17 protein-coding genes are annotated in these 17,373 nt (G+C 68.5%); 12 read left to right on the top strand and 5 right to left on the bottom strand.

Going from position 1 to position 17,373, the window contains the following annotated elements; translation table 11 throughout:
* Positions 1-45 precede the first annotated feature (45 nt).
* A complete protein-coding gene (locus BM43_RS05445; RefSeq protein ID WP_013690087.1) occupies positions 46-1,461 on the bottom strand; it encodes a circularly permuted type 2 ATP-grasp protein in 1,416 nt (471 codons plus the stop codon).
* 660 nt (positions 1,462-2,121) lie between these two features.
* On the opposite strand from BM43_RS05445, the gene BM43_RS05440 reads away from it, so the two are divergent.
* From BM43_RS05440 to BM43_RS05420, 5 genes are all read left to right on the top strand, one after another.
* Positions 2,122-2,778, top strand: a complete 657-nt coding sequence (locus BM43_RS05440; RefSeq protein WP_036056556.1) for a nitroreductase family protein — start codon at positions 2,122-2,124, stop codon at positions 2,776-2,778.
* A 110-nt stretch (positions 2,779-2,888) separates the two neighbouring features.
* Positions 2,889-3,383 (top strand): hypothetical protein, encoded by a 495-nt coding sequence (locus BM43_RS05435; RefSeq protein ID WP_036056558.1) that lies wholly within the window; start codon positions 2,889-2,891, stop codon positions 3,381-3,383.
* Positions 3,384-3,651: 268 nt separating this feature from the next.
* The gene (locus BM43_RS05430; RefSeq protein WP_036056559.1) at positions 3,652-5,070 is read left to right on the top strand and encodes a YeiH family protein; all 1,419 of its coding nucleotides are present in this window, start codon (positions 3,652-3,654) and stop codon (positions 5,068-5,070) included.
* Between the two features lie 11 nt (positions 5,071-5,081).
* The gene (locus BM43_RS05425) at positions 5,082-5,330 is read left to right on the top strand and encodes a hypothetical protein (protein ID WP_080741945.1); all 249 of its coding nucleotides are present in this window, start codon (positions 5,082-5,084) and stop codon (positions 5,328-5,330) included.
* 117 nt (positions 5,331-5,447) lie between these two features.
* On the top strand, positions 5,448-6,314 hold the full coding sequence (locus tag BM43_RS05420; RefSeq protein WP_036056561.1) for an NADPH-dependent oxidoreductase: 867 nt from the start codon (positions 5,448-5,450) through the stop codon (positions 6,312-6,314).
* Positions 6,315-6,424: 110 nt separating this feature from the next.
* Here BM43_RS05420 and BM43_RS05415 read toward each other — a convergent pair whose 3' ends face one another.
* Positions 6,425-7,147, bottom strand: a complete 723-nt coding sequence (locus BM43_RS05415) for a YecA/YgfB family protein (protein ID WP_036056562.1) — start codon at positions 7,145-7,147, stop codon at positions 6,425-6,427.
* 221 nt (positions 7,148-7,368) lie between these two features.
* The gene (locus BM43_RS05410; RefSeq protein WP_036057325.1) at positions 7,369-8,271 is read right to left on the bottom strand and encodes a DUF817 domain-containing protein; all 903 of its coding nucleotides are present in this window, start codon (positions 8,269-8,271) and stop codon (positions 7,369-7,371) included.
* 566 nt (positions 8,272-8,837) lie between these two features.
* Between BM43_RS05410 and ahpC the strand changes: the two genes are divergently transcribed.
* Together ahpC and ahpF are read left to right on the top strand one after the other, a co-directional pair.
* Positions 8,838-9,401 (top strand): alkyl hydroperoxide reductase subunit C, encoded by a 564-nt coding sequence (gene ahpC / locus BM43_RS05405; protein ID WP_013690079.1) that lies wholly within the window; start codon positions 8,838-8,840, stop codon positions 9,399-9,401.
* Positions 9,402-9,521: 120 nt separating this feature from the next.
* Positions 9,522-11,108 (top strand): alkyl hydroperoxide reductase subunit F, encoded by a 1,587-nt coding sequence (gene ahpF / locus BM43_RS05400; RefSeq protein WP_036056563.1) that lies wholly within the window; start codon positions 9,522-9,524, stop codon positions 11,106-11,108.
* Positions 11,109-11,529: 421 nt separating this feature from the next.
* On the opposite strand, the gene BM43_RS05395 is transcribed toward ahpF, so the two are convergent.
* Complete coding sequence (locus tag BM43_RS05395) at positions 11,530-11,931, bottom strand: hypothetical protein (RefSeq protein ID WP_036056564.1); 402 nt, start codon at positions 11,929-11,931, stop codon at positions 11,530-11,532.
* 276 nt (positions 11,932-12,207) lie between these two features.
* Between BM43_RS05395 and BM43_RS05390 the strand changes: the two genes are divergently transcribed.
* Positions 12,208-13,125 carry a LysR family transcriptional regulator gene (locus tag BM43_RS05390; protein ID WP_036056565.1) on the top strand — a complete coding sequence of 306 codons (918 nt, stop codon included), beginning with the start codon at positions 12,208-12,210 and terminating at the stop codon, positions 13,123-13,125.
* Positions 13,126-13,199: 74 nt separating this feature from the next.
* Here BM43_RS05390 and BM43_RS05385 read toward each other — a convergent pair whose 3' ends face one another.
* Positions 13,200-13,571, bottom strand: a complete 372-nt coding sequence (locus BM43_RS05385; protein ID WP_036056566.1) for an MAPEG family protein — start codon at positions 13,569-13,571, stop codon at positions 13,200-13,202.
* Between the two features lie 247 nt (positions 13,572-13,818).
* Between BM43_RS05385 and BM43_RS05380 the strand changes: the two genes are divergently transcribed.
* From BM43_RS05380 to BM43_RS05365, 4 genes are all read left to right on the top strand, one after another.
* Entirely contained in the window at positions 13,819-14,781 is a 963-nt protein-coding gene (locus BM43_RS05380; protein WP_025099944.1) for an AraC family transcriptional regulator, read from the top strand.
* A 127-nt stretch (positions 14,782-14,908) separates the two neighbouring features.
* Entirely contained in the window at positions 14,909-15,475 is a 567-nt protein-coding gene (locus BM43_RS05375) for a carboxymuconolactone decarboxylase family protein (protein ID WP_036056567.1), read from the top strand.
* Positions 15,472-16,587, top strand: a complete 1,116-nt coding sequence (locus BM43_RS05370) for an acyl-CoA dehydrogenase family protein (protein ID WP_036056568.1) — start codon at positions 15,472-15,474, stop codon at positions 16,585-16,587. Before BM43_RS05375 ends, BM43_RS05370 begins: the two co-directional genes overlap by 4 nt.
* On the top strand, positions 16,584-17,372 hold the full coding sequence (locus BM43_RS05365) for an ABC transporter ATP-binding protein (protein ID WP_036056569.1): 789 nt from the start codon (positions 16,584-16,586) through the stop codon (positions 17,370-17,372). The genes BM43_RS05370 and BM43_RS05365 overlap by 4 nt, the downstream gene beginning before the upstream one ends.
* Position 17,373 lies beyond the last annotated feature (1 nt).

Raw genomic sequence — 17,373 nt, 5'->3', positions numbered from 1 at the left:
TCTGTCGCGCGGCGCGAGGCGCGGCGCGTGCCGGTAGCGCGGGCCTCAGTCGGCCAGCACCCAGGTGTCCTTGGTTCCGCCGCCCTGGCTCGAATTGACCACCAGCGAGCCTTCCTTGAGCGCCACGCGCGTCAGGCCGCCCGGCGTGATGCGGATCCGGTCCGAGACCAGCACGAAGGGGCGCAGGTCGACGTGGCGCGGCGCGAGGCCCGCCTCGGTCAGGATCGGCGTGGTCGACAGCGCGAGCGTGGGTTGGGCGATGTAGTTCGAGGGCCGCGCGCGCAGCTTGGCGGAGAAGGCCTCGCGTTCGGCGCGCGTCGAGGCAGGGCCGACCAGCATCCCGTAGCCGCCCGAGCCGTGCACTTCCTTGACGACCAGCTCCTCCAGGTGGTCGAGCACGTACTGCAGGCTGTCGGCCTCGCCGCAGCGCCAGGTCGGCACGTTCTCCAGCAGCGCCTTGCGGCCGGTGTAGAACTCGACGATCTCGGGCATGTAGGAGTAAATCGCCTTGTCGTCGGCGATGCCGGTGCCGGGCGCGTTGGCGATCGTGATGTTGCCGGCGCGGTAGACGTCCATGATGCCGGCCACGCCCAGCACCGAATCGGGGCGGAACGTGAGCGGATCGAGGAAGGCGTCGTCCAGGCGCCGGTAGAGCACGTCGATCGGCCGGAAGCCTTCGGTGGTGCGCATCGCCACCCGGCCGTCGATCACCTGCAGGTCGCTGCCCTCCACCAGGTGCACGCCCATCTGGTCGGCCAGGAAGGCGTGCTCGTAGTAGGCCGAGTTGTGGATGCCCGGCGTGAGCACCGCCACGGTCGGGTTGTCGGCATTGCCGCCCGGCGGGCAGACCGCGGCCAGCGACTGGCGCAGCAGTTGCGGATAGGTCTCGACCGGCCGCACCTTGACGCGCTGGAACAGCTCGGGGAACAGCTGCATCATGGTTTCGCGGTTCTCGAGCATGTACGACACGCCCGACGGCGTGCGCGCGTTGTCCTCGAGCACGTAGAACTGGTTCTCGGCGGTGCGCACGATGTCGACGCCGATGATGTGGGTGTAGACGTTCCCGGGCGGCCGAAAGCCGATCATCTCGGGCAGGAAGGCCTCGTTGTGCGCGATCAGGTGCTTGGGCACGATGCCCGCGCGCACGATCTCCTGGCGGTGGTAGATGTCGTCGAGGAAGGCATTGAGCGCCATCACGCGCTGCTCGATGCCTTGCGACAGGCGCGTCCACTCCTGGCCGGAGATGATGCGCGGCACGATGTCGAACGGAATCAACCGCTCGGCGGCCTCGGCATCGCCGTAGACGGCGAAGGTGATGCCGGTGCGCCGGAACACGCCCTCGGCGTCGTGGGCCTTCTGCGCCAGGCTCGCAGGGTCCTGCTTGTCGAGCCATTGCTTGAGGCGCTCGTAAGGTGCGCGTACCGCGTCGCCGGATAACAGCATTTCATCGAATGGCTTCATTCAGGATTCTCTCCATCTTCTTGTGTTCGGCATCGGGTGCCGGACCGGCGTGGACCTGATATTGCAAGTCCCGTGCCTTCCGTCAGCCTGATTCTTCCGTGGATATGGCACCGTTTGATGACATAACGCACCATGCCGGTGCCGACCCGGCCGACTCGCGCGCCGGCGATGCGCCGAGACGAGGCAGGCACCCCGCGACGCATCCTCTGCCGCGCATCGAGCAGGCCGACATGCGCCGGCGCTGTGCATCGAAGCCGGAATCGATCATGCGCCGGTTTTGCTGCATTGCCTATCGGCGCACGAGGGGATTGATCACGGCACGAAGAAAGCGCAGGCAAGCGTGTGCGGAGCCGTGTCGAAGGCGCGGATTGCCTGGCGCATCGGAAACGATGCGAGGCGCCGACGCAGGATTTGCGAAGCGGAGAAAGGTAATCGGGCCGCATGCGTCGCTCCGGGCATTTGTCAAACAGTATCAGGTGGCCCGCCGCACCGCCGCAGGCACCCGCCTCGGCAGCGCAGGCAGCGGCCCGGCACACCGCCTTTCCCACCATGTTTTGCCGCCCCGCAGCATGACGACCCACCAATCGCAAATGAGAATTATTTGCATTTAATCTCGATTTGTTCGATGATTCGTCCATTCACCGAACGGATTTGTCCGAGATGACTGCCCTGCTCTCCCCGGCGGCGCCGCAAGCCGGCCTCGCCCCAGCCTCCACCGCCCCCGCCGATCGCCTGGCGGGCCTGCTCTCGCGTCAATCGCGCTGGCCGCTCACCGAGCCGGGCCCGAGCGACGCCGAACTCGATGCGATCCTGGACGCCGCCCTGCGCGCGCCCGATCACGGCAACCTGCGCCCGTGGCGCTTCGTACTGATCCGCGGCGAGGCGCGCCGCGCGCTGGGCGAGGTGCTGGTGGGCCTGGCCGATGCGCGCGAGCCTGGCGCCGCGCCCGGCTCGAACGCGCATCGCGCCGCCAAGGCCCAGGCCGCGCCGGTGCTGATCGCGCTCGGCGCGGCACTCGTACCGCATCGCAAGGTACCCGAGGTCGAGCAGTTGCTGGCGGTGGGCGCGGCCGCGATGAACCTGCTCAACGCGATCCACCAGCTCGGCTACGGCGGCTTCTGGGCCACCGGCATCGATTCGCGCGAGCCGGCGCTGCACGACGCGCTGGGCTTCGCGCCGAACGAGCAGTTGCTCGGCTTCATCTACGTGGGCACACCCGCCGAGCGCGCCGCGCCGGCCTCGCGCCCCCCGCGCGAGGCCTTCGTGCGCGAATGGCGGCCAGCGCCGCTCGCCGCCGCGCAAGGCGGCGAGCGCTGAGGCGCGCCGCCGTCCCCGACCCGCGCCGCGTCCCGAGACGCGGCGCCCAGCGGCGGCGGGCCGTGCCCGATGCCGCCTAACCCGAACCCCTGGAAGCTTCTGGAGGTGCCATGAGTGATACCCGACTTGTCGCGGGCCGCCCATCGCTGTTCGACGACCCGCTCGCGGGCGAAACCGATACCGCCGAACGCGTCGTGCTGAGCGCGGTCCGAACCTGGCTGCATCCCGGCTGCGGCTCGAATGCCAATGCCGGCGCGCGCGCCGCCCACACCTGGCGCGACGTGCTGCTCGAGGCCGGCGTGCACGCCGACGGCCTCGAGCACTTCGACCTGATGATGAACACCCTGGCCTGCTCGGCCTCGCGCCCGCTCGACATGCGCTGCCGCTGCGCGCAGGACCTCGCCTATGACGAGGCCTCGCTGCTGCAGACCATCGCGCATCTGCAGTCGACCCGCGGCGAGGCCGCGATGCGGGTGCTGAACGACTGGCTGCCGGCGTTCTCGGTCAGCGGCGTGCTCAAGCTCACGCGCTGGTTCTCGATCTCGCTGCTCGACGCCGGGCTCGAGATTCGCGCCCGCGAGCGCAACGTCACCTACATGCATTGAATCGATGCCCTGCCGGCGGCGATGACGATCGCCGCCGCGCGAGCGCCTTTCCCTTCGCTTTCAGCCTCGCGCCGTGCCTGCCCGTGTCATGGGCCAAGCCATAAGCAAAGTCGAATAAGTCATTTCCGCGCGTTCGCGCGGGCTTCCATACTCGATCGTTGGGCGTACCCGCCGGCCGACCGGCCCAGGGGCGCCCGGCCCCGCATCGGGCGCGCCCTCGCGCGCGTTCCGGCGACGCGGGGCAGACCAATCGATCAGGGGGAATACGATGAGCGACACATCGATCACGCGCGGCAGCCAGGACGGCGCGCGCGCGGCGGCCACTACCGGCGGCAAGCCATTCGGCACGGAGGACTGGTGGGCGGTGGGAATCGGCCTGTTCGCGATCCTCGCGGCCTGGCTGCTGTTCGCCACCGGCGGCAGCATCAAGGGCCTGGCGGTCGCGCCGGCCAGGTGGTCCAGCCTCGCGCAACTGGCCGCCGACGTCGGCAGGCACGCGGGGGGTTATGTCGCCCTGTTCGTCGCCTTCGCGCTGGTGTTCTCGATCGCGATCGCCGCGCTGAAGCTGCCGCTGGCGCGCTTCCTGCCCGGCTTCCTGGTGCTGTTCCTGGCCTCGGGCGTGATCTTCGCGATCGGCGCCTGGGCCCAGGCCAGCACCTACAACCTCGAACCCCCGTTGATCGCGCTGCTGCTCGGGCTGCTCGTCTCCAACCTGTTCACGGTGCCGGCCTGGCTCGCGCCGGCGCTGCGCGTCGAGTTCTACATCAAGGTGGGGATCGTGCTGCTGGGCGCCACGCTGCCGCTCACGCTGATCGCCTGGGCCGGCCCGGTGGCGGTCGGCCAGGCCAGCATCGTCTCGCTGGCCACCTTCTTCGTGATCTACGCGGTGGCGCGCGCGCTCAAGCTCGACCGGCGCTTCGCCGCCGTGCTCGGGGTGGGCGGCGCGGTGTGCGGCGTGTCGGCCGCGATCGCGATCGCCGGCGCGGTGCGCGCCAGGCGCGAGCAGGCCTCGGTGGCCATCACCCTGGTGGTGGTCTGGGCGATCGTGATGGTGTTCGCCCTGCCCGGCATCTCGCGCGCGCTCGGGCTGCCGACCGGCATCGCCGGCGCCTGGATCGGCACCTCCGAATTCGCCGACGCGGCCGGCATCGCCGCCGCCCAGGCCTATGGCGATTTCGCCCGGCACGCGCCAGGCGCGGTGGCCGGCGCGCCGGATGCCTCGCTGCAGGCCTTCGTGCTGATGAAGGTGGTCGGCCGCGACATCTGGATCGGCATCTGGGCCTTCGTGCTGGCGATCGTCGCGACCACCCGCTGGGATCGCGAGGACGGCGGCGCGGAAGTCACCACGCGGGCCCGCGCCGGCGAGATCTGGACGCGCTTTCCCAAGTTCGTGATCGGCTTCGTGCTGGCGTCCGCGCTGGTTACCTGGATCGCCTCGCACTACTCGCTGGCCGACTACCGCAGCGTCGTCACGCCGGCCTTCGTCGCGCCGATCACGGCGCTGCGCACCTGGGCCTTCACTTTCTGCTTCCTCAGCATCGGGCTGACCACGCGCTTCGGCGCGCTGTCGGCGGCCGGCAGCCGGCCGCTGATCGCCTTCACGGCAGGCGTCGCCGTCAATATCGTGATCGGCTACCTGTTGTCGGTGCATGTGTTCGCGCCTTACTGGGCGACGCTGGGCCAATGAGCGTCGGCGCCTTGATCGGCCGATTCAGGGCTGCCCCGGAGCCGGCGGACGCCGCGCGCACAGACTGCGCACGCTGCGCGCACTGGGCCGACGACCGCGCGCTGCTGGAGGCCCGCATCGGCGGGCTGGCCTCGTTCAGCTCGGGCTACGGCGCCAGCGTCGGGCGCAGCCGGCTGTGCCTGAAGCTCGACCGGCTGGTCTCGCCGGGCGACCGCTGCGGCGGCTTCGTCGAGCGCGAGGCGGAGCACGACGCGAGCTGACGGCCCGCTGACGCCAAGCTGTCGAGGCGCGGCGCCCACGCGGCGCGCCTCGGCAAAGCTAGGCCATCTCGCATACCATGGCGGCTTTTTCACCGACGTACTGGAGATGCACCGGTCATGAACGATATCGCCACGGCCCTCGACGAGACCCAGGCCACCGCCTCCCGCCACGCCCTGCTGCGCGAGCGCTACGGCGCCGCCTGGAGCCCGGCGCAGGGCGCGCACGACGCGGCCGTCAACGAGGTCATCGCGACCCTGCTGCGCCACCGCTCGGTGCGCGCCTACGCCGATCGCGCGCTGCCCGACGACATCCTCGAAACCATCGCCGCCGCCGCGCAATCGGCGCCGACCTCGTCGAACCTGCAGGCCTGGAGCGTGGTGGCCGTGCGCGACGCCGAGCGCCGCGCTCGCCTGGCCAGCTTCGCCGGCAACCAGCGCCACGTCGCCAAGGCGCCGCTGCTGCTGGTGTTCATCGCCGACCTGTCGCGCCTGCGCCGCGTGTCCGACGTCGAGCAGATGCCCGGCGACGGCCTCGAGTTCCTGGAAGCGTTCCTGGTCGGCGTGGCCGACGCGGCCTTCGCCGCGCAGAACACGGTGGTCGCGCTCGAATCGCTGGGGCTGGGCTGCTGCTATATCGGCGGGATGCGCAACCAGCCCGAGGCGGTCGCGCAGGAACTGGGGCTGCCCAAGGAAGCGTTCGCGGTGTTCGGGCTGACCATCGGCTATCCCGATCCGGACGTCGTCACCGACGTGAAGCCGCGCCTGCCGGCCCCGCTGGTGCTGCACGAGGAGCGTTACCAGGCCGAGACGGCCGAGGCACTGGCCGACTACAACGCGTCGATGAGCGCGTTCCAGCAGATGCAGCAGATGCCGGAATCGGGATGGACCGGGCAGGCATCGCGCCGCGTGCGCGGGGCGGAAGCGCTGTCCGGACGCGATCGGCTGGCGAGCGCGCTGGCGGAGTTGGGATTCGGGTTGAAGTAAGGCGATCGGGGCTCGCGGTATCGTCGACGAAGATGCCGACGATACCGGAAGCGATCAGGGACGGGCTCGACGCAAACGCTCTCCGGCGTATCGAGCGTCGCGCGCGACGCTCAATCCGGCTGCCCGTCGTCCGTGCCGCAGCACTTCTTGTGCTTCTTGCCGCTGCCGCACGGGCAGGGATCGTTGCGGCCAACCTTCGGCGCGTCGCGCTGGATGGTCTGCGCGAGCAGGCGCTCCTGCGTGGGCGCGCGATGCGGCAGCCAGAACTCGTGGATCTTCAGCACCGAGGGCGGCACCTGCTCCGACAGCTTCTCGCGCTCGGCCGGCACCGCAACCAGTTCGCGTTCCTCGTCGGACAGCTCGTCGCCGCCCAGCAGGCGCAGCGGGCGCAGCCATTCGTCGGCCTCGGGATGCTCGAGCAGCGGCTGCCAGTCGTCCCAGCGCAGGCCCATGCCCTGGAAGAAGCCGTTGGCCCAGGCTTCGGCGTCGATGTACTCGTGCGCGTCGTCGTCCTCGCCCACCTCGTTGACGCTGAACAGCGGCGCGATCGACGAGGGATCCTTGTCGAAGGTCTGCAGGATCGCATTGTAGTGACGCATCATCAGGTTGAAGACGTGCTCGGCCTGCTCGTAGCTCTCGAAATCGGGCGCGTCGTCCTCGCTCGGCCCCCAGACGTCGGCCAGCCATTCGGTCGGCGCGATGGTGGCCGGGCCGATCGCGATCGCGGTCAGGTAGCCGTCGAGCATTTCGATCGTCATGGTGTTTTCCGACATGATGTCGGACATCAGGAACTGGTCGAGCTCGTCGAGGGTCTTGTCGTCGGTATGGGTCATTGCGGGGCACCACGCCGCGGGCGGGCGAAGCGGCGGGATCGGGGTCGAACCGGCTGCGCGCGCCATGCGGCGGAAAATGGAAAACCGGCATTCTACCGCCGCTCGGGGCGCGCGCCGCGACGATTGCGTGAACGGGAGGCGAGACGATTGCCGGCTGGTGGTGGCGAAAGCGATGCGGCGGTGTTTCGCAAGCATCTCGTCTCCATCACGCGGCGGCCAAACTAGCTTTCCTCCTGCTTCGCCTCGGCCTGCCCCTGCCACGTCCGCGGCGGACTCACCAGCGTGACGATCACATAACTCATGATGGTCAGCATGAACCACGAGCCGAGCTTGCTCGGCGAGACCATCGTCCAGCCGTCGCGCTGCGCGGGATAGAGCCAGGCATGGCTGAAGGTGCCGACGTTCTCGGCCAGCCAGATGAACAGCGCGATCAGCAGGAAACCGAGCAGCATCGGCATGCGGTGATAGCGCGTGCTGACGCGGTAATGCACCTGGCAGCGCCGGAACGCGACGGCGACCAGGGCGATCAGCACGTAACGCAGGTCGATCCAGTAGTGATGCGTGAAGAAATTCGCGTAGATGGCCGCCGACAGCGCGGCCGTGACCGGCAGCGACGGATGCCCGGTGAAACGCAGGTCGAATTCGCGGATCGCGCGCGCCAGGTAGCTGCCGACCGAGGCGTACATGAATCCCGTGAACAGCGGCACCCCGCCGATCCGCAGCACGGCGGCCTCGGGATAGAGCCAGGAGCCGACCGCCGTCTTGAACACCTCCATCGCCGTGCCCGCGACGTGGAACAGCAGGATCACCTTGACCTCGTCCCAGGTTTCGAGGCGCAGCGCGACGAGCGCGATCTGGATCGCGACGGCCGCGAGCGTCAGCAGGTCGTAGCGCGACAAGGCCGCATGAGGCGGATAGACGACATGCGTGGCGATCAGCAACGCAACCATCAAGCCGCCGAACAGACAGACCCAGGCCTGCCGGAAGCCGAACACGAGGAAGGCATGGAGGGCCTCGGCGGGACGGCCCCGCAGCGGCACCAAGCTGGTGCCGTGCGCGGCCAGCGCCTCGATCACCGCGTCGGCGCGCGAGCGGATCGCGAGCGAGGGGGGATTGGCCGTCATCGAGCGGCGCCAGGCATGCGCGATGCGCGCCCACCTCGCGACCACATGCCGATGACAAGCCATCGCTCCAAGCACGTTTTTTCCATCATCGCCGGCCCCGTTTCATTTCGTTTTGCACAAGGATGGACGCAGTATATCGACGCAATCGTCGGGATATTGACGCGCACCGTCACAAGCGCGTCAAACAGTGCAGGATGCACGCCGTCCTGCCCGAAAACGGCACTGGACGAGCCCGCGCGAATCGGCGAAAATCTCGCCATTCGTGTCATTTCGACGCGGTACTGCGTCGCGCTCGCTGCTGCCCCACGGGCTCAACTCGCCAAGGCCACGTGGAATCGCCCGAAAGCCCGCGCGGCAAGGCTTCCAGCCCCAGCCCATCGCAGCATCACCCGCCACGGCGCCCGGCTTTCCAGCCCGGCCCGCGCAGTGCGCCGTCCTGAAATCGGGACACATAGAAAATCCCGATCCGTCTCATTGAAACAAGCAATTTCCCAAGCTCGGCGGCAATCGTCATACTGTCGCTTCTTGATCATCCCGATCACCTTTTCACTCAAAGGACACCGCAAATGCCGATCATCAACAGCCAGATCAAACCGTTCAAGGCAACCGCATATCACAACGGCGATTTCGTTCCCGTCAGCGAAGAATCGCTGAAGGGCAAGTGGTCGGTCATCGTGTTCTACCCGGCCGACTTTACGTTCGTGTGCCCGACCGAACTGGGCGACCTGGCAGATCGCTACGCAGAATTCCAGAAGCTGGGCGTGGAAATCTACGGCGTGTCGACCGATACGCACTTCACGCACAAGGCATGGCACGACACCTCGGAAACCATCGCCAAGATCCAGTACCCGCTGGTCGGCGATCCGACGGCAACGCTGGCACGCGCTTTCGACGTGCTGATCGAAGAAGAAGGCCTGGCACTGCGCGGCACCTTCGTGATCAACCCGGAAGGCGAAATCAAGATCGCCGAAATCCACGACAACGGCATCGGCCGTGACGCAGGCGAGCTGCTGCGCAAGGTGCAGGCTGCCCAATACGTCGCATCGCACCCGGGTGAAGTCTGCCCCGCCAAGTGGACGCCGGGCGCTGAAACGCTGACCCCGTCGCTGGACCTGGTCGGCAAGATCTAAGTTTCGCGGGCATCAGCGGTACACGGGCGCCATCAGGCGCCCGATGATCGTGCGGCTTCCCCGCCGCACGTCTCCTCGCCTCCGGCGAGGTGCCAAAAACACTACGGAATCCGAATCACCATGCTCGACGCCAATCTCAAGAACCAGCTGAAGTCGTACCTCGACAAGCTCACCCGCCCGATCGAACTCGTCGCCTCGCTCGACGACGGCGCGAAGTCGCAGGAGCTGATCGCGCTGCTGAAGGAGATCGGCGAGCTGTCGCCGCGCGTGGCCGTGATCGAACGCCGCGACGACGCCGAGCGCAAGCCCTCGTTCAGCATCGGCGAACCGGGCAAGGCTGCCGGGATCCGCTTTGCCGGCATCCCGATGGGCCATGAATTCACCTCGCTCGTGCTGGCGCTGCTGCAGGTCGGCGGCCATCCGCTCAAGCTCGACGAGGACACCATCGAACAGATTCGCAATCTCGAAGGCGATTTCTCCTTCGAGACGTATTTCTCGCTGTCCTGCCAGAACTGCCCGGAAGTGGTCCAGGCGCTGAACGTGATGGCGCTGCTCAACCCGCGCATCCGCCACGTGGCGATCGACGGCGCGCTGTTCCAGAACGAAGTCGAGGCACGCCAGATCATGGCGGTGCCGACCATGTTCCTGAACGGCGAAAGCTTCGGCCAGGGCCGCAGCAGCGTGAAGGAAATCCTCGCGAAGATCGACACGGGCGCCAGCGAGCGTGCCGCCGCCGCGATCGCCAACAAGGAAGTGTTCGACGTGCTGGTGGTGGGTGGTGGCCCGGCCGGCGCGGCGGCCGCGATCTACGCGGCGCGCAAGGGCATCCGCACCGGCGTGGTGGCCGAGCGCTTCGGCGGCCAGGTGCTGGACACCATGGCCATCGAGAACTTCATCTCCGTGCAGGAAACCGAAGGGCCGAAGTTCGCGGTCGCGCTCGAACAGCACGTCAAGCAATACGACGTCGACGTGATGGACGTGCAGCGCGCCACGGCCCTGATCCCGGGCAAGATCAACGAGATCCACCTGGAAAACGGCGCGGTGCTGAAGGGCAAGACCATCGTCCTGTCGACCGGCGCGCGCTGGCGCGAACTGAACGTGCCGGGCGAACGCGAATACCGCAACAAGGGCGTGGCCTACTGCCCGCATTGCGACGGCCCGCTGTTCAAGGGCAAGCGCGTGGCCGTGGTGGGCGGCGGCAACTCGGGTGTCGAGGCCGCGATCGACCTGGCCGGCATCGTGCGCGAAGTCACGCTGATCGAATTCGGCCAGACGCTGCGCGCCGACGAAGTGCTGCAACGCAAGCTGCGCAGCCTGAAGAACGTGACGGTGATCACCAGCGCGCAAACCACCGAACTGCTCGGCGACGGGCAGAAGCTGGGCAGCCTGGTCTACCTCGAACGTGAAACGGGCGAAACCAAGCGCATCGACCTCGAAGGCGTGTTCGTGCAGATCGGCCTGGTGCCGAATACGGAATGGCTGAAAGGCACGATCGAGCTGTCGAAGCACGGCGAGATCGTGGTGGATGCGCGCGGCGCGACGTCGATTCCCGGCGTGTTCGCGGCCGGCGACGTGACCACGGTGCCCTACAAGCAGATCGTGATCGCGGTCGGCGAAGGCGCGAAGGCTTCGTTGTCGGCCTTCGACTACCTGATCCGCCAGGACGTGGAAGTGCCGGTTGCCGCTGGCGAGGCCGTCACCGCCTGAGTGTCGAAGCCGGGAGTGCCCGGCTCCACGCAGTATCGATTCAACGGTTCTACCCTTGACCCTCGCCTGTCATGCCCCCCATGCGGCGAGGGTGTTTTTTCCTGACCCGCGCAAGCGGGCATTGGTGTTTGACGGGGCCGTGGCGCACGAACCACGGCCCTAGTTGATACATGCTGCGAGTTAGGTCAGGGAATGTCATGAAGGCCCCGCCAGCGATGGACGGGGCCTTGTGCTATCTGTTGCTGGCTTCCAGCTTATCGATATGGCTTGCGATAGGAGTCAACTCCCGAACGACCGTCTCCCACACAATCGTCAACCTTGAAACTGCTGAAATCGTAGCCCTGGATATGCCCATGCACGATCGTATGGATCGAATCGGCAATGAACGCGCAAAGCTCTCGCCGCGACTTTGCAACCACCATCAGACGGCCTCCAGTTCCCGCACCAGATGGCGGTTCTCCTGGCCGAACACGTCCGGCGTCACCAACTGAACACGTTTGCCCCAGCGTGCCTCGAACTCGAGAGCAATCACGACCATATCCAGCAGCGTCGGCTGGCCAGCCGGCTGGATCAGGATCCTCAGGTCAAACGAGGTGTCGCCATCGTCGACATAAGCGGGCGAGGCGAAATGACGAGCACGCACGATCTCGTCGATCTCGCGAGCATGCCTGCGGGCGAACTGGTAGGAACCACGCACAGCGAACCTCCCATCCGACATCAAATTCATCGCAAAGCCCTCAATCGTTGGCACCGGAAGCGTATTGCCGTCATCAAGAGCCACACTACGACAGACAGCCGGGATCGTGATCGACTGATCCCGCATCCTTGTCCTTACGCAAGGGCCGGGTTTGCCACCGATTGCACCTCGGCGCCCTCCCGCGATTCGTCCTGAATCCCGACGCTCGTCCTCCAGCTTACGCCATGAACACGCGCCGGTGACAAGCGGGGGCCGGCTGGCAGCCGTCATCGGCCAGAACGCCCTGTACCGCATCGCCGACACGCCGCCCCCCTTCCCGCCCAACACGCCCCACATCGCCGGTGCTACGCTACGCGCACAATACCGTGCACTTCCCCCTAACCCGATGAGCCGAGTTCAACAATGTTGCGTGCCGGTCTTTCCGAATTGACGGCCTTCGTCGCGATCGCCGAGCAGCGCAGTTTCCGCGCCGCCGCGCGCGCGCTCGCGGTCTCGCCGTCGGCGCTCAGCCATTCGATGCGCAGCCTGGAGGCGCGCCTGGGCGTGCGCCTGTTCAATCGCACCACGCGCTCGGTGGCGCTGACCGAGGCCGGCGAGCATCTGCTGCGCCGGGTCGGGCCGGCCCTCAGCGACCTGGAGAACGCGGTGGACGAAGTGGCCACCGCGCAGAACCGCCCGACCGGCTCGGTGCGGATCAACGCATCGGAAACCTCGACGCGGATCCTGATCCGCGACGTGCTGCCCGAGTTCCTGCAGCGCTACCCCGACATCCACGTCGAGTTCGTGACCGAGACGCGCCTGATCGATATCGTCGCCGACGGCTTCGACGCCGGCATCCGCGTGTTCGACGACGTGCCGCGCGACATGATCGCGGTGCGCTTCGGGCCGGACATGCGCTTCATCGCGGTCGCCTCGCCCGACTACCTGGCGCGCCACCCGGCACCTACGCGGCCGGCCGACCTGATGCAGCATCGTTGCATCCGCTACCGTTTCGAGAGCGGCGCGATGTTCCGCTGGGATTTCCAGTCGAACGGCAAGACCAGCAGCCTCGACGTGGAAGGGCCGATGACGCTGGGCAACCTGAATTCGATGATCGAGGCGGCGCTGGCCGGAATCGGCGTGGCCTGGGCGCCGGAAAGCCTGGTAAGCGAGCATCTCGCCGGCGGCCGGCTGGTGGCGCTGCTGCGCGACTGGAGCGTATCGCTGCCGGGGCTCGCGCTCTACTACCCGGCGAACCGGCATCCGCCCGCGCCGCTGCGTCTGTTCGTGCAGGCCGTGCGCGACTGGGTGGCGAGCGGCGCGGATCGGGAGACGGCCTGAGCGCAAACGGCTCGTCGGCGCTCGACGGCCGTGGCCGGAATCCAATCCGGCCACGGCCTGGTCACACCTCAGGCTCAGGGCGCGACCAAAAACAGCCAGACGACGCAGATCATCCCCGCGAACCACACCAGCGAACGCAAGGCCGCCCAGTTCGCGACATAAACCAGCCCGTGCAACACGCGCAGCACCACGAAGGCCGTGGCGAGCTGGTCGACCCGCACGGCGTTCGCGCCGTTGTGCCAGGCCACCGCCAGCGCCGCCGTGAACAGCACCAGCGCCTCGAAGGCATTCTGGTGCGCGGCGAAGGCGCGCCCGCGCCAGCCTTCGAGCTTGGCCAGATAGGCACGCGGCGCGCGATTGTCATAACCCTTGCGGCCCTTCGCGCAGACGGTCCAGACGAAGGGCAGCAGCGCGACGATCAACAGGCAGAGTTGCGAACGGATCATCTCCAGTCTCCATTATTTACATTGGTCAATGACAAGATCCGGCGAAGCTTAGCATCGCGGCACGCGGCGCCGGCACAGGAAATCTAGACGGCTTCCTCTGCCGCGCCGCATGATCGGCGCGTCTAGGCCCGGCCCGCGGGCTTATCAGCAAGGCGCATAAGCATCCCGCCAAAGCTTCCTTGGTGCGGCCGAAGCCAGGCGCTAAGCTGGTTTCCCTTTTTGTTCGCGCTTCGCCGTTGCACCGATCATGTCGACGTCTCCCGTTGAACGCGCCGCCGACTGGCTGCTGTCCGGCCTGGAACTGCGCAGCACCCTGTTTCATGCCGGCCGGTATTGCGGCGCCTATCGTGCATCGACGGCGGGACACCAGCGCGCGAGCTTCCATCTGGTGCTGCAGGGCGAATGCTGGCTGCATCTGCGCGCGACGGCCACGCGCGCGCCGCGCAGCACGCGCCTGCTTGCCGGCGACGCGGTATTCCTGCTGCATGACGTGGCGCACTGCCTGTCGCCCGAGGCCACCGCGCCCGACGATCCGCAATTCGGCACGCGCCTGGGCGCGATGACGGCGCTCGAGGCCGATGCCTCGGCGGGTAGCGTGGGCCTGGCCTGCGGCTTCTTCGAATTCCGCTCCGACCTGGGCGACGCGCTGCATGGCCTGCTGCCCGACCACCTCATCGCGCGCCACGACGATGCCCGGCTGGCCGGCGCGCGCGTGGTGTTCGACCTGATCCGCGAGGAGGCGCGGCGCACGCCCGAAGCGCCCTCGCCGCTGGTCGACCGACTCACCGACGTGCTGTTCTTCTATGCGCTGCGCACCGTCGCCAGCGCCGACGATTTCGCACCCGGCCTGTGGGCCGTGATGCGCCGCGCCGAATTCGCGCCGCTGGTCAACGCGATCATCGCCGAGCCAGGCCAGGCCTGGACCACCACCTCGATGGCCGAGTTCTGCCACATGTCGCGCGCGCGCTTCTGCAAGCAATTCGCCGATGCCTGCGGCCAGCCGCCCGCGCAATTCCTCGCGCTGCTGCGCATGAAGGTGGCCGCCGAGTTGCTCCGTCATGGCGCATCGACCTGGGATGCCGCCGAGCAGGTCGGCTACCGCTCGGAATCGGCCTTCGCTCAGGCCTTCAAGCGCGTGACCGGCATGCAGCCCGGCGCCTGCCGCCGCGAGCGGATGCAGGACGCCTCGGTCTACGCGCCGGTTCACTGACGGCCACGCAGCTTCGTCCCGGCAGCGAGACGAATCCGCAGGAAGCGCAGACGGCCGCGCATTGTCCGCCGCCCTGCCGCGCCGCCACAATGGCTGCTCCGAACGATTCCGCCTTTCAGAGGACACCATGGCCCGCCTGCCGCTGCACACCGTCGACACTGCTCCCGAAGCGAGCCGCCCGTTTCTCGAGAAGGCGCTGGCCGCCAACGGCTATCTGCCGAACCTGGTGGCCTCGCTGGCGAACGCGCCGACCGCCCTCGAAACCTACCTGACCGTGGCCGGCATCAACGGCCGCAGCGGCCTGTCGCTGGCCGAGCGCGAGACCGTGCAGATCACCGCCGCCGCGATCCATGGCTGCGGCTTCTGCGTGGCCGGCCACACGGCCGTCGCGCTGAAGAAGGCGCAACTGCCGGGCGAGGTGGTCGACGCGATCCGCGATCAATCGACCATCGCCGACGCGCGCCTCGACGCGGTGGCCGACTTCACGCGCGCCGTGATCGCCACGCGCGGCGCGGTGGCCGACGACGCGCTGGCCGCCTTCCACGCGGCGGGCTTCGACGACGCGAACGCGCTGGAAGTGATCCTCGGCGTGAGCCTCGCCACGCTCTGCAACTTCGCGAACAATTTCGCGCGCAACGAGTTGAACCCGCAACTCGAAGCCTATCGCTGGGAACCGAAGGCGCGGGCCGCATGAACGCAAGCACGCCCCGCCTCCTCTCGACCGAGGCCGCGCCCGCCGAGCTCGGCGATTGGCTCGACCAGCACGCCGAGTCGCTCGATACCGAAGCGACGCTTGCCGCCCAGGTACTGCCGCGGCTCGCGCGCGCCGGGGTGGCCGCGATCGGCGTGCCGACCTCCTCGGGCGGCGCGGGCGGCGATATCGCCGAGGCCATCGACGCGCTGGCGCAGGTCGCCACGCATTCGCTGACGGCCGCCTTCGTGCTGTGGGGGCATCGCACCTTCATCGAATACCTATTGCATGCCGACGGCGAGGCGCTGCGCGAGCGCTGGCTGCCGTCCCTGCTCGGCGGCGAGACGGCCGGCGCCACCGGGCTCTCGAACGCGATGAAATACCTGTCGTCGATCGAGTCGCTGCAGATGCGCGCCTCGCGCGATGCATCGGGCGCTTACCGGCTCGACGGCAGCCTGCCCTGGATCACCAACCTGCGCCGCGAGGGTTTTCTCGCCGCCGCCGCGTTCGAGCACGACGACGGCAGCGCGCCGTCGATCTTCGCGCTGCCGCACGACGCGCCCGGCCTGCAACGCAGCGAGGATCTCGACCTGGTGGCGATGCGCGGCAGCAATACCGCCGCGCTCGGCGTCCAGGGCACGGTGCTCGACGCCTCGTGGCGCATCGCGGCCGACGCGCCGGCCTTTCTCGCGCGCGTGCGCCCCGCCTTCCTCGGCCTGCAATGCGGGATGTCGCTGGGGCTCGCGCGCCGCGCGCTGGCCGCCGCCGGCGAAGCCGGCCAGGCCTCGCGCGGCGCCATCGCCAGCGAGATCGAAACGGTGCGCGCGCAACTTTCCCGGCAGCGCGACCAGTTGCTGAACGGCGTGCTCGCCGGCAGCTTCCTGGCCCGCCCGGCCACGCTGTTCGAGCTGCGCATCGCGCTGGTCGAGACCGTCGAGGCCGCCGTCGCGCTGGAGGTGCAGGCCGTCGGCGGCCGCGGCTACCTGCGCGGCGCCGATGGCGCGAACGGCACCGCGCGACGCGTGCGCGAAGCCTCCTTCGTGCCGATCGTCACGCCGAGCCTGGTGCAGTTGAAGACCCAGCTCGCCCGGCATCGCCAGGCCGACGCGGCATGAGCGGCGCCCATCTCGCGATCGACGGCCTCGCGCTGCGTTATCCGAATCGCGCGGTGCTGCAGGCGCTCAGCCTGCGCGTCGAGCCCGGCGAGATCGTCGCGCTGCTGGGGCCCAGCGGCTGCGGCAAGTCCTCGCTGCTGCGCGCGATCGCCGGCCTCACCGCGCCCAGCGCCGGGCGCATCGAACTCGACGGCGAGGCCATCAAGGGCCCGCGCGCCGACATCGCGCTCGCCTTCCAGCACCCGGCCCTGCTGCCCTGGCTCGACGTCGAGCGCAATGTCGCCTTCGGCCTCGATTTCAAGCATCAACCGCGGCTGACGCGCGCCACGCGCGAAGCCCGCGTGACGGCCGCGCTACGCGCGGTCGGCCTCGAACACGCGCGCCACTGGCGCCCGGCCCAACTCTCGGGCGGCATGGCGCAACGCGCCGCGCTGGCTCGCAGCCTCGCGCGCGAGCCGCGCGTGCTGCTGCTCGACGAGCCCTTCGGCGCGCTCGACGAGGTCACCCGCGCCGGCATGCAGGACCTGTTCGTCGAGGTGGCGCGCCGCACCGGCGCGACCGCCCTGCTCGTCACGCACGACATCGACGAGGCGCTGCGCGTGGCCGACCGCGTGCTGCTGCTCGGCAACGGCGGGCGCCTGGCCGGCGACTGGCCGGTGGACGTGCCCGCGCCGCGCGACGCGCAACTGCCGGCGCTCGGCGCGCTGCGCATCCCGATCCTGGCGGCGCTGCACGCGACGATGCAGCCGGCCGCCGCCACGCCCGCCTACACGATGGACGCCTGAC

It is taken from the genome of Burkholderia gladioli, assembly GCF_000959725.1.
In the GTDB taxonomy this organism is placed as follows: Bacteria; Pseudomonadota; Gammaproteobacteria; order Burkholderiales; family Burkholderiaceae; genus Burkholderia; species Burkholderia gladioli.
Note: the sequence above shows the minus strand (reverse complement) of the source record. Positions and strands in the feature narration are given on the sequence as shown.

Coding starts and splice junctions, on each gene's coding strand:
- BM43_RS05430 (WP_036056559.1), top strand. CDS start 3,652: ATGAGCGACACATCGATCACGCGCGGCAGCCAGGACGGCGCGCGCGCG.
- BM43_RS05390 (WP_036056565.1), top strand. CDS start 12,208: ATGTTGCGTGCCGGTCTTTCCGAATTGACGGCCTTCGTCGCGATCGCC.
- ahpC (WP_013690079.1), top strand. CDS start 8,838: ATGCCGATCATCAACAGCCAGATCAAACCGTTCAAGGCAACCGCATAT.
- BM43_RS05420 (WP_036056561.1), top strand. CDS start 5,448: ATGAACGATATCGCCACGGCCCTCGACGAGACCCAGGCCACCGCCTCC.
- BM43_RS05440 (WP_036056556.1), top strand. CDS start 2,122: ATGACTGCCCTGCTCTCCCCGGCGGCGCCGCAAGCCGGCCTCGCCCCA.
- BM43_RS05435 (WP_036056558.1), top strand. CDS start 2,889: ATGAGTGATACCCGACTTGTCGCGGGCCGCCCATCGCTGTTCGACGAC.
- BM43_RS05415 (WP_036056562.1), bottom strand. CDS start 7,147: ATGACCCATACCGACGACAAGACCCTCGACGAGCTCGACCAGTTCCTG.
- BM43_RS05380 (WP_025099944.1), top strand. CDS start 13,819: ATGTCGACGTCTCCCGTTGAACGCGCCGCCGACTGGCTGCTGTCCGGC.
- BM43_RS05375 (WP_036056567.1), top strand. CDS start 14,909: ATGGCCCGCCTGCCGCTGCACACCGTCGACACTGCTCCCGAAGCGAGC.
- BM43_RS05385 (WP_036056566.1), bottom strand. CDS start 13,571: ATGATCCGTTCGCAACTCTGCCTGTTGATCGTCGCGCTGCTGCCCTTC.
- BM43_RS05370 (WP_036056568.1), top strand. CDS start 15,472: ATGAACGCAAGCACGCCCCGCCTCCTCTCGACCGAGGCCGCGCCCGCC.
- ahpF (WP_036056563.1), top strand. CDS start 9,522: ATGCTCGACGCCAATCTCAAGAACCAGCTGAAGTCGTACCTCGACAAG.
- BM43_RS05395 (WP_036056564.1), bottom strand. CDS start 11,931: ATGCGGGATCAGTCGATCACGATCCCGGCTGTCTGTCGTAGTGTGGCT.
- BM43_RS05445 (WP_013690087.1), bottom strand. CDS start 1,461: ATGAAGCCATTCGATGAAATGCTGTTATCCGGCGACGCGGTACGCGCA.
- BM43_RS05365 (WP_036056569.1), top strand. CDS start 16,584: ATGAGCGGCGCCCATCTCGCGATCGACGGCCTCGCGCTGCGTTATCCG.
- BM43_RS05410 (WP_036057325.1), bottom strand. CDS start 8,271: ATGACGGCCAATCCCCCCTCGCTCGCGATCCGCTCGCGCGCCGACGCG.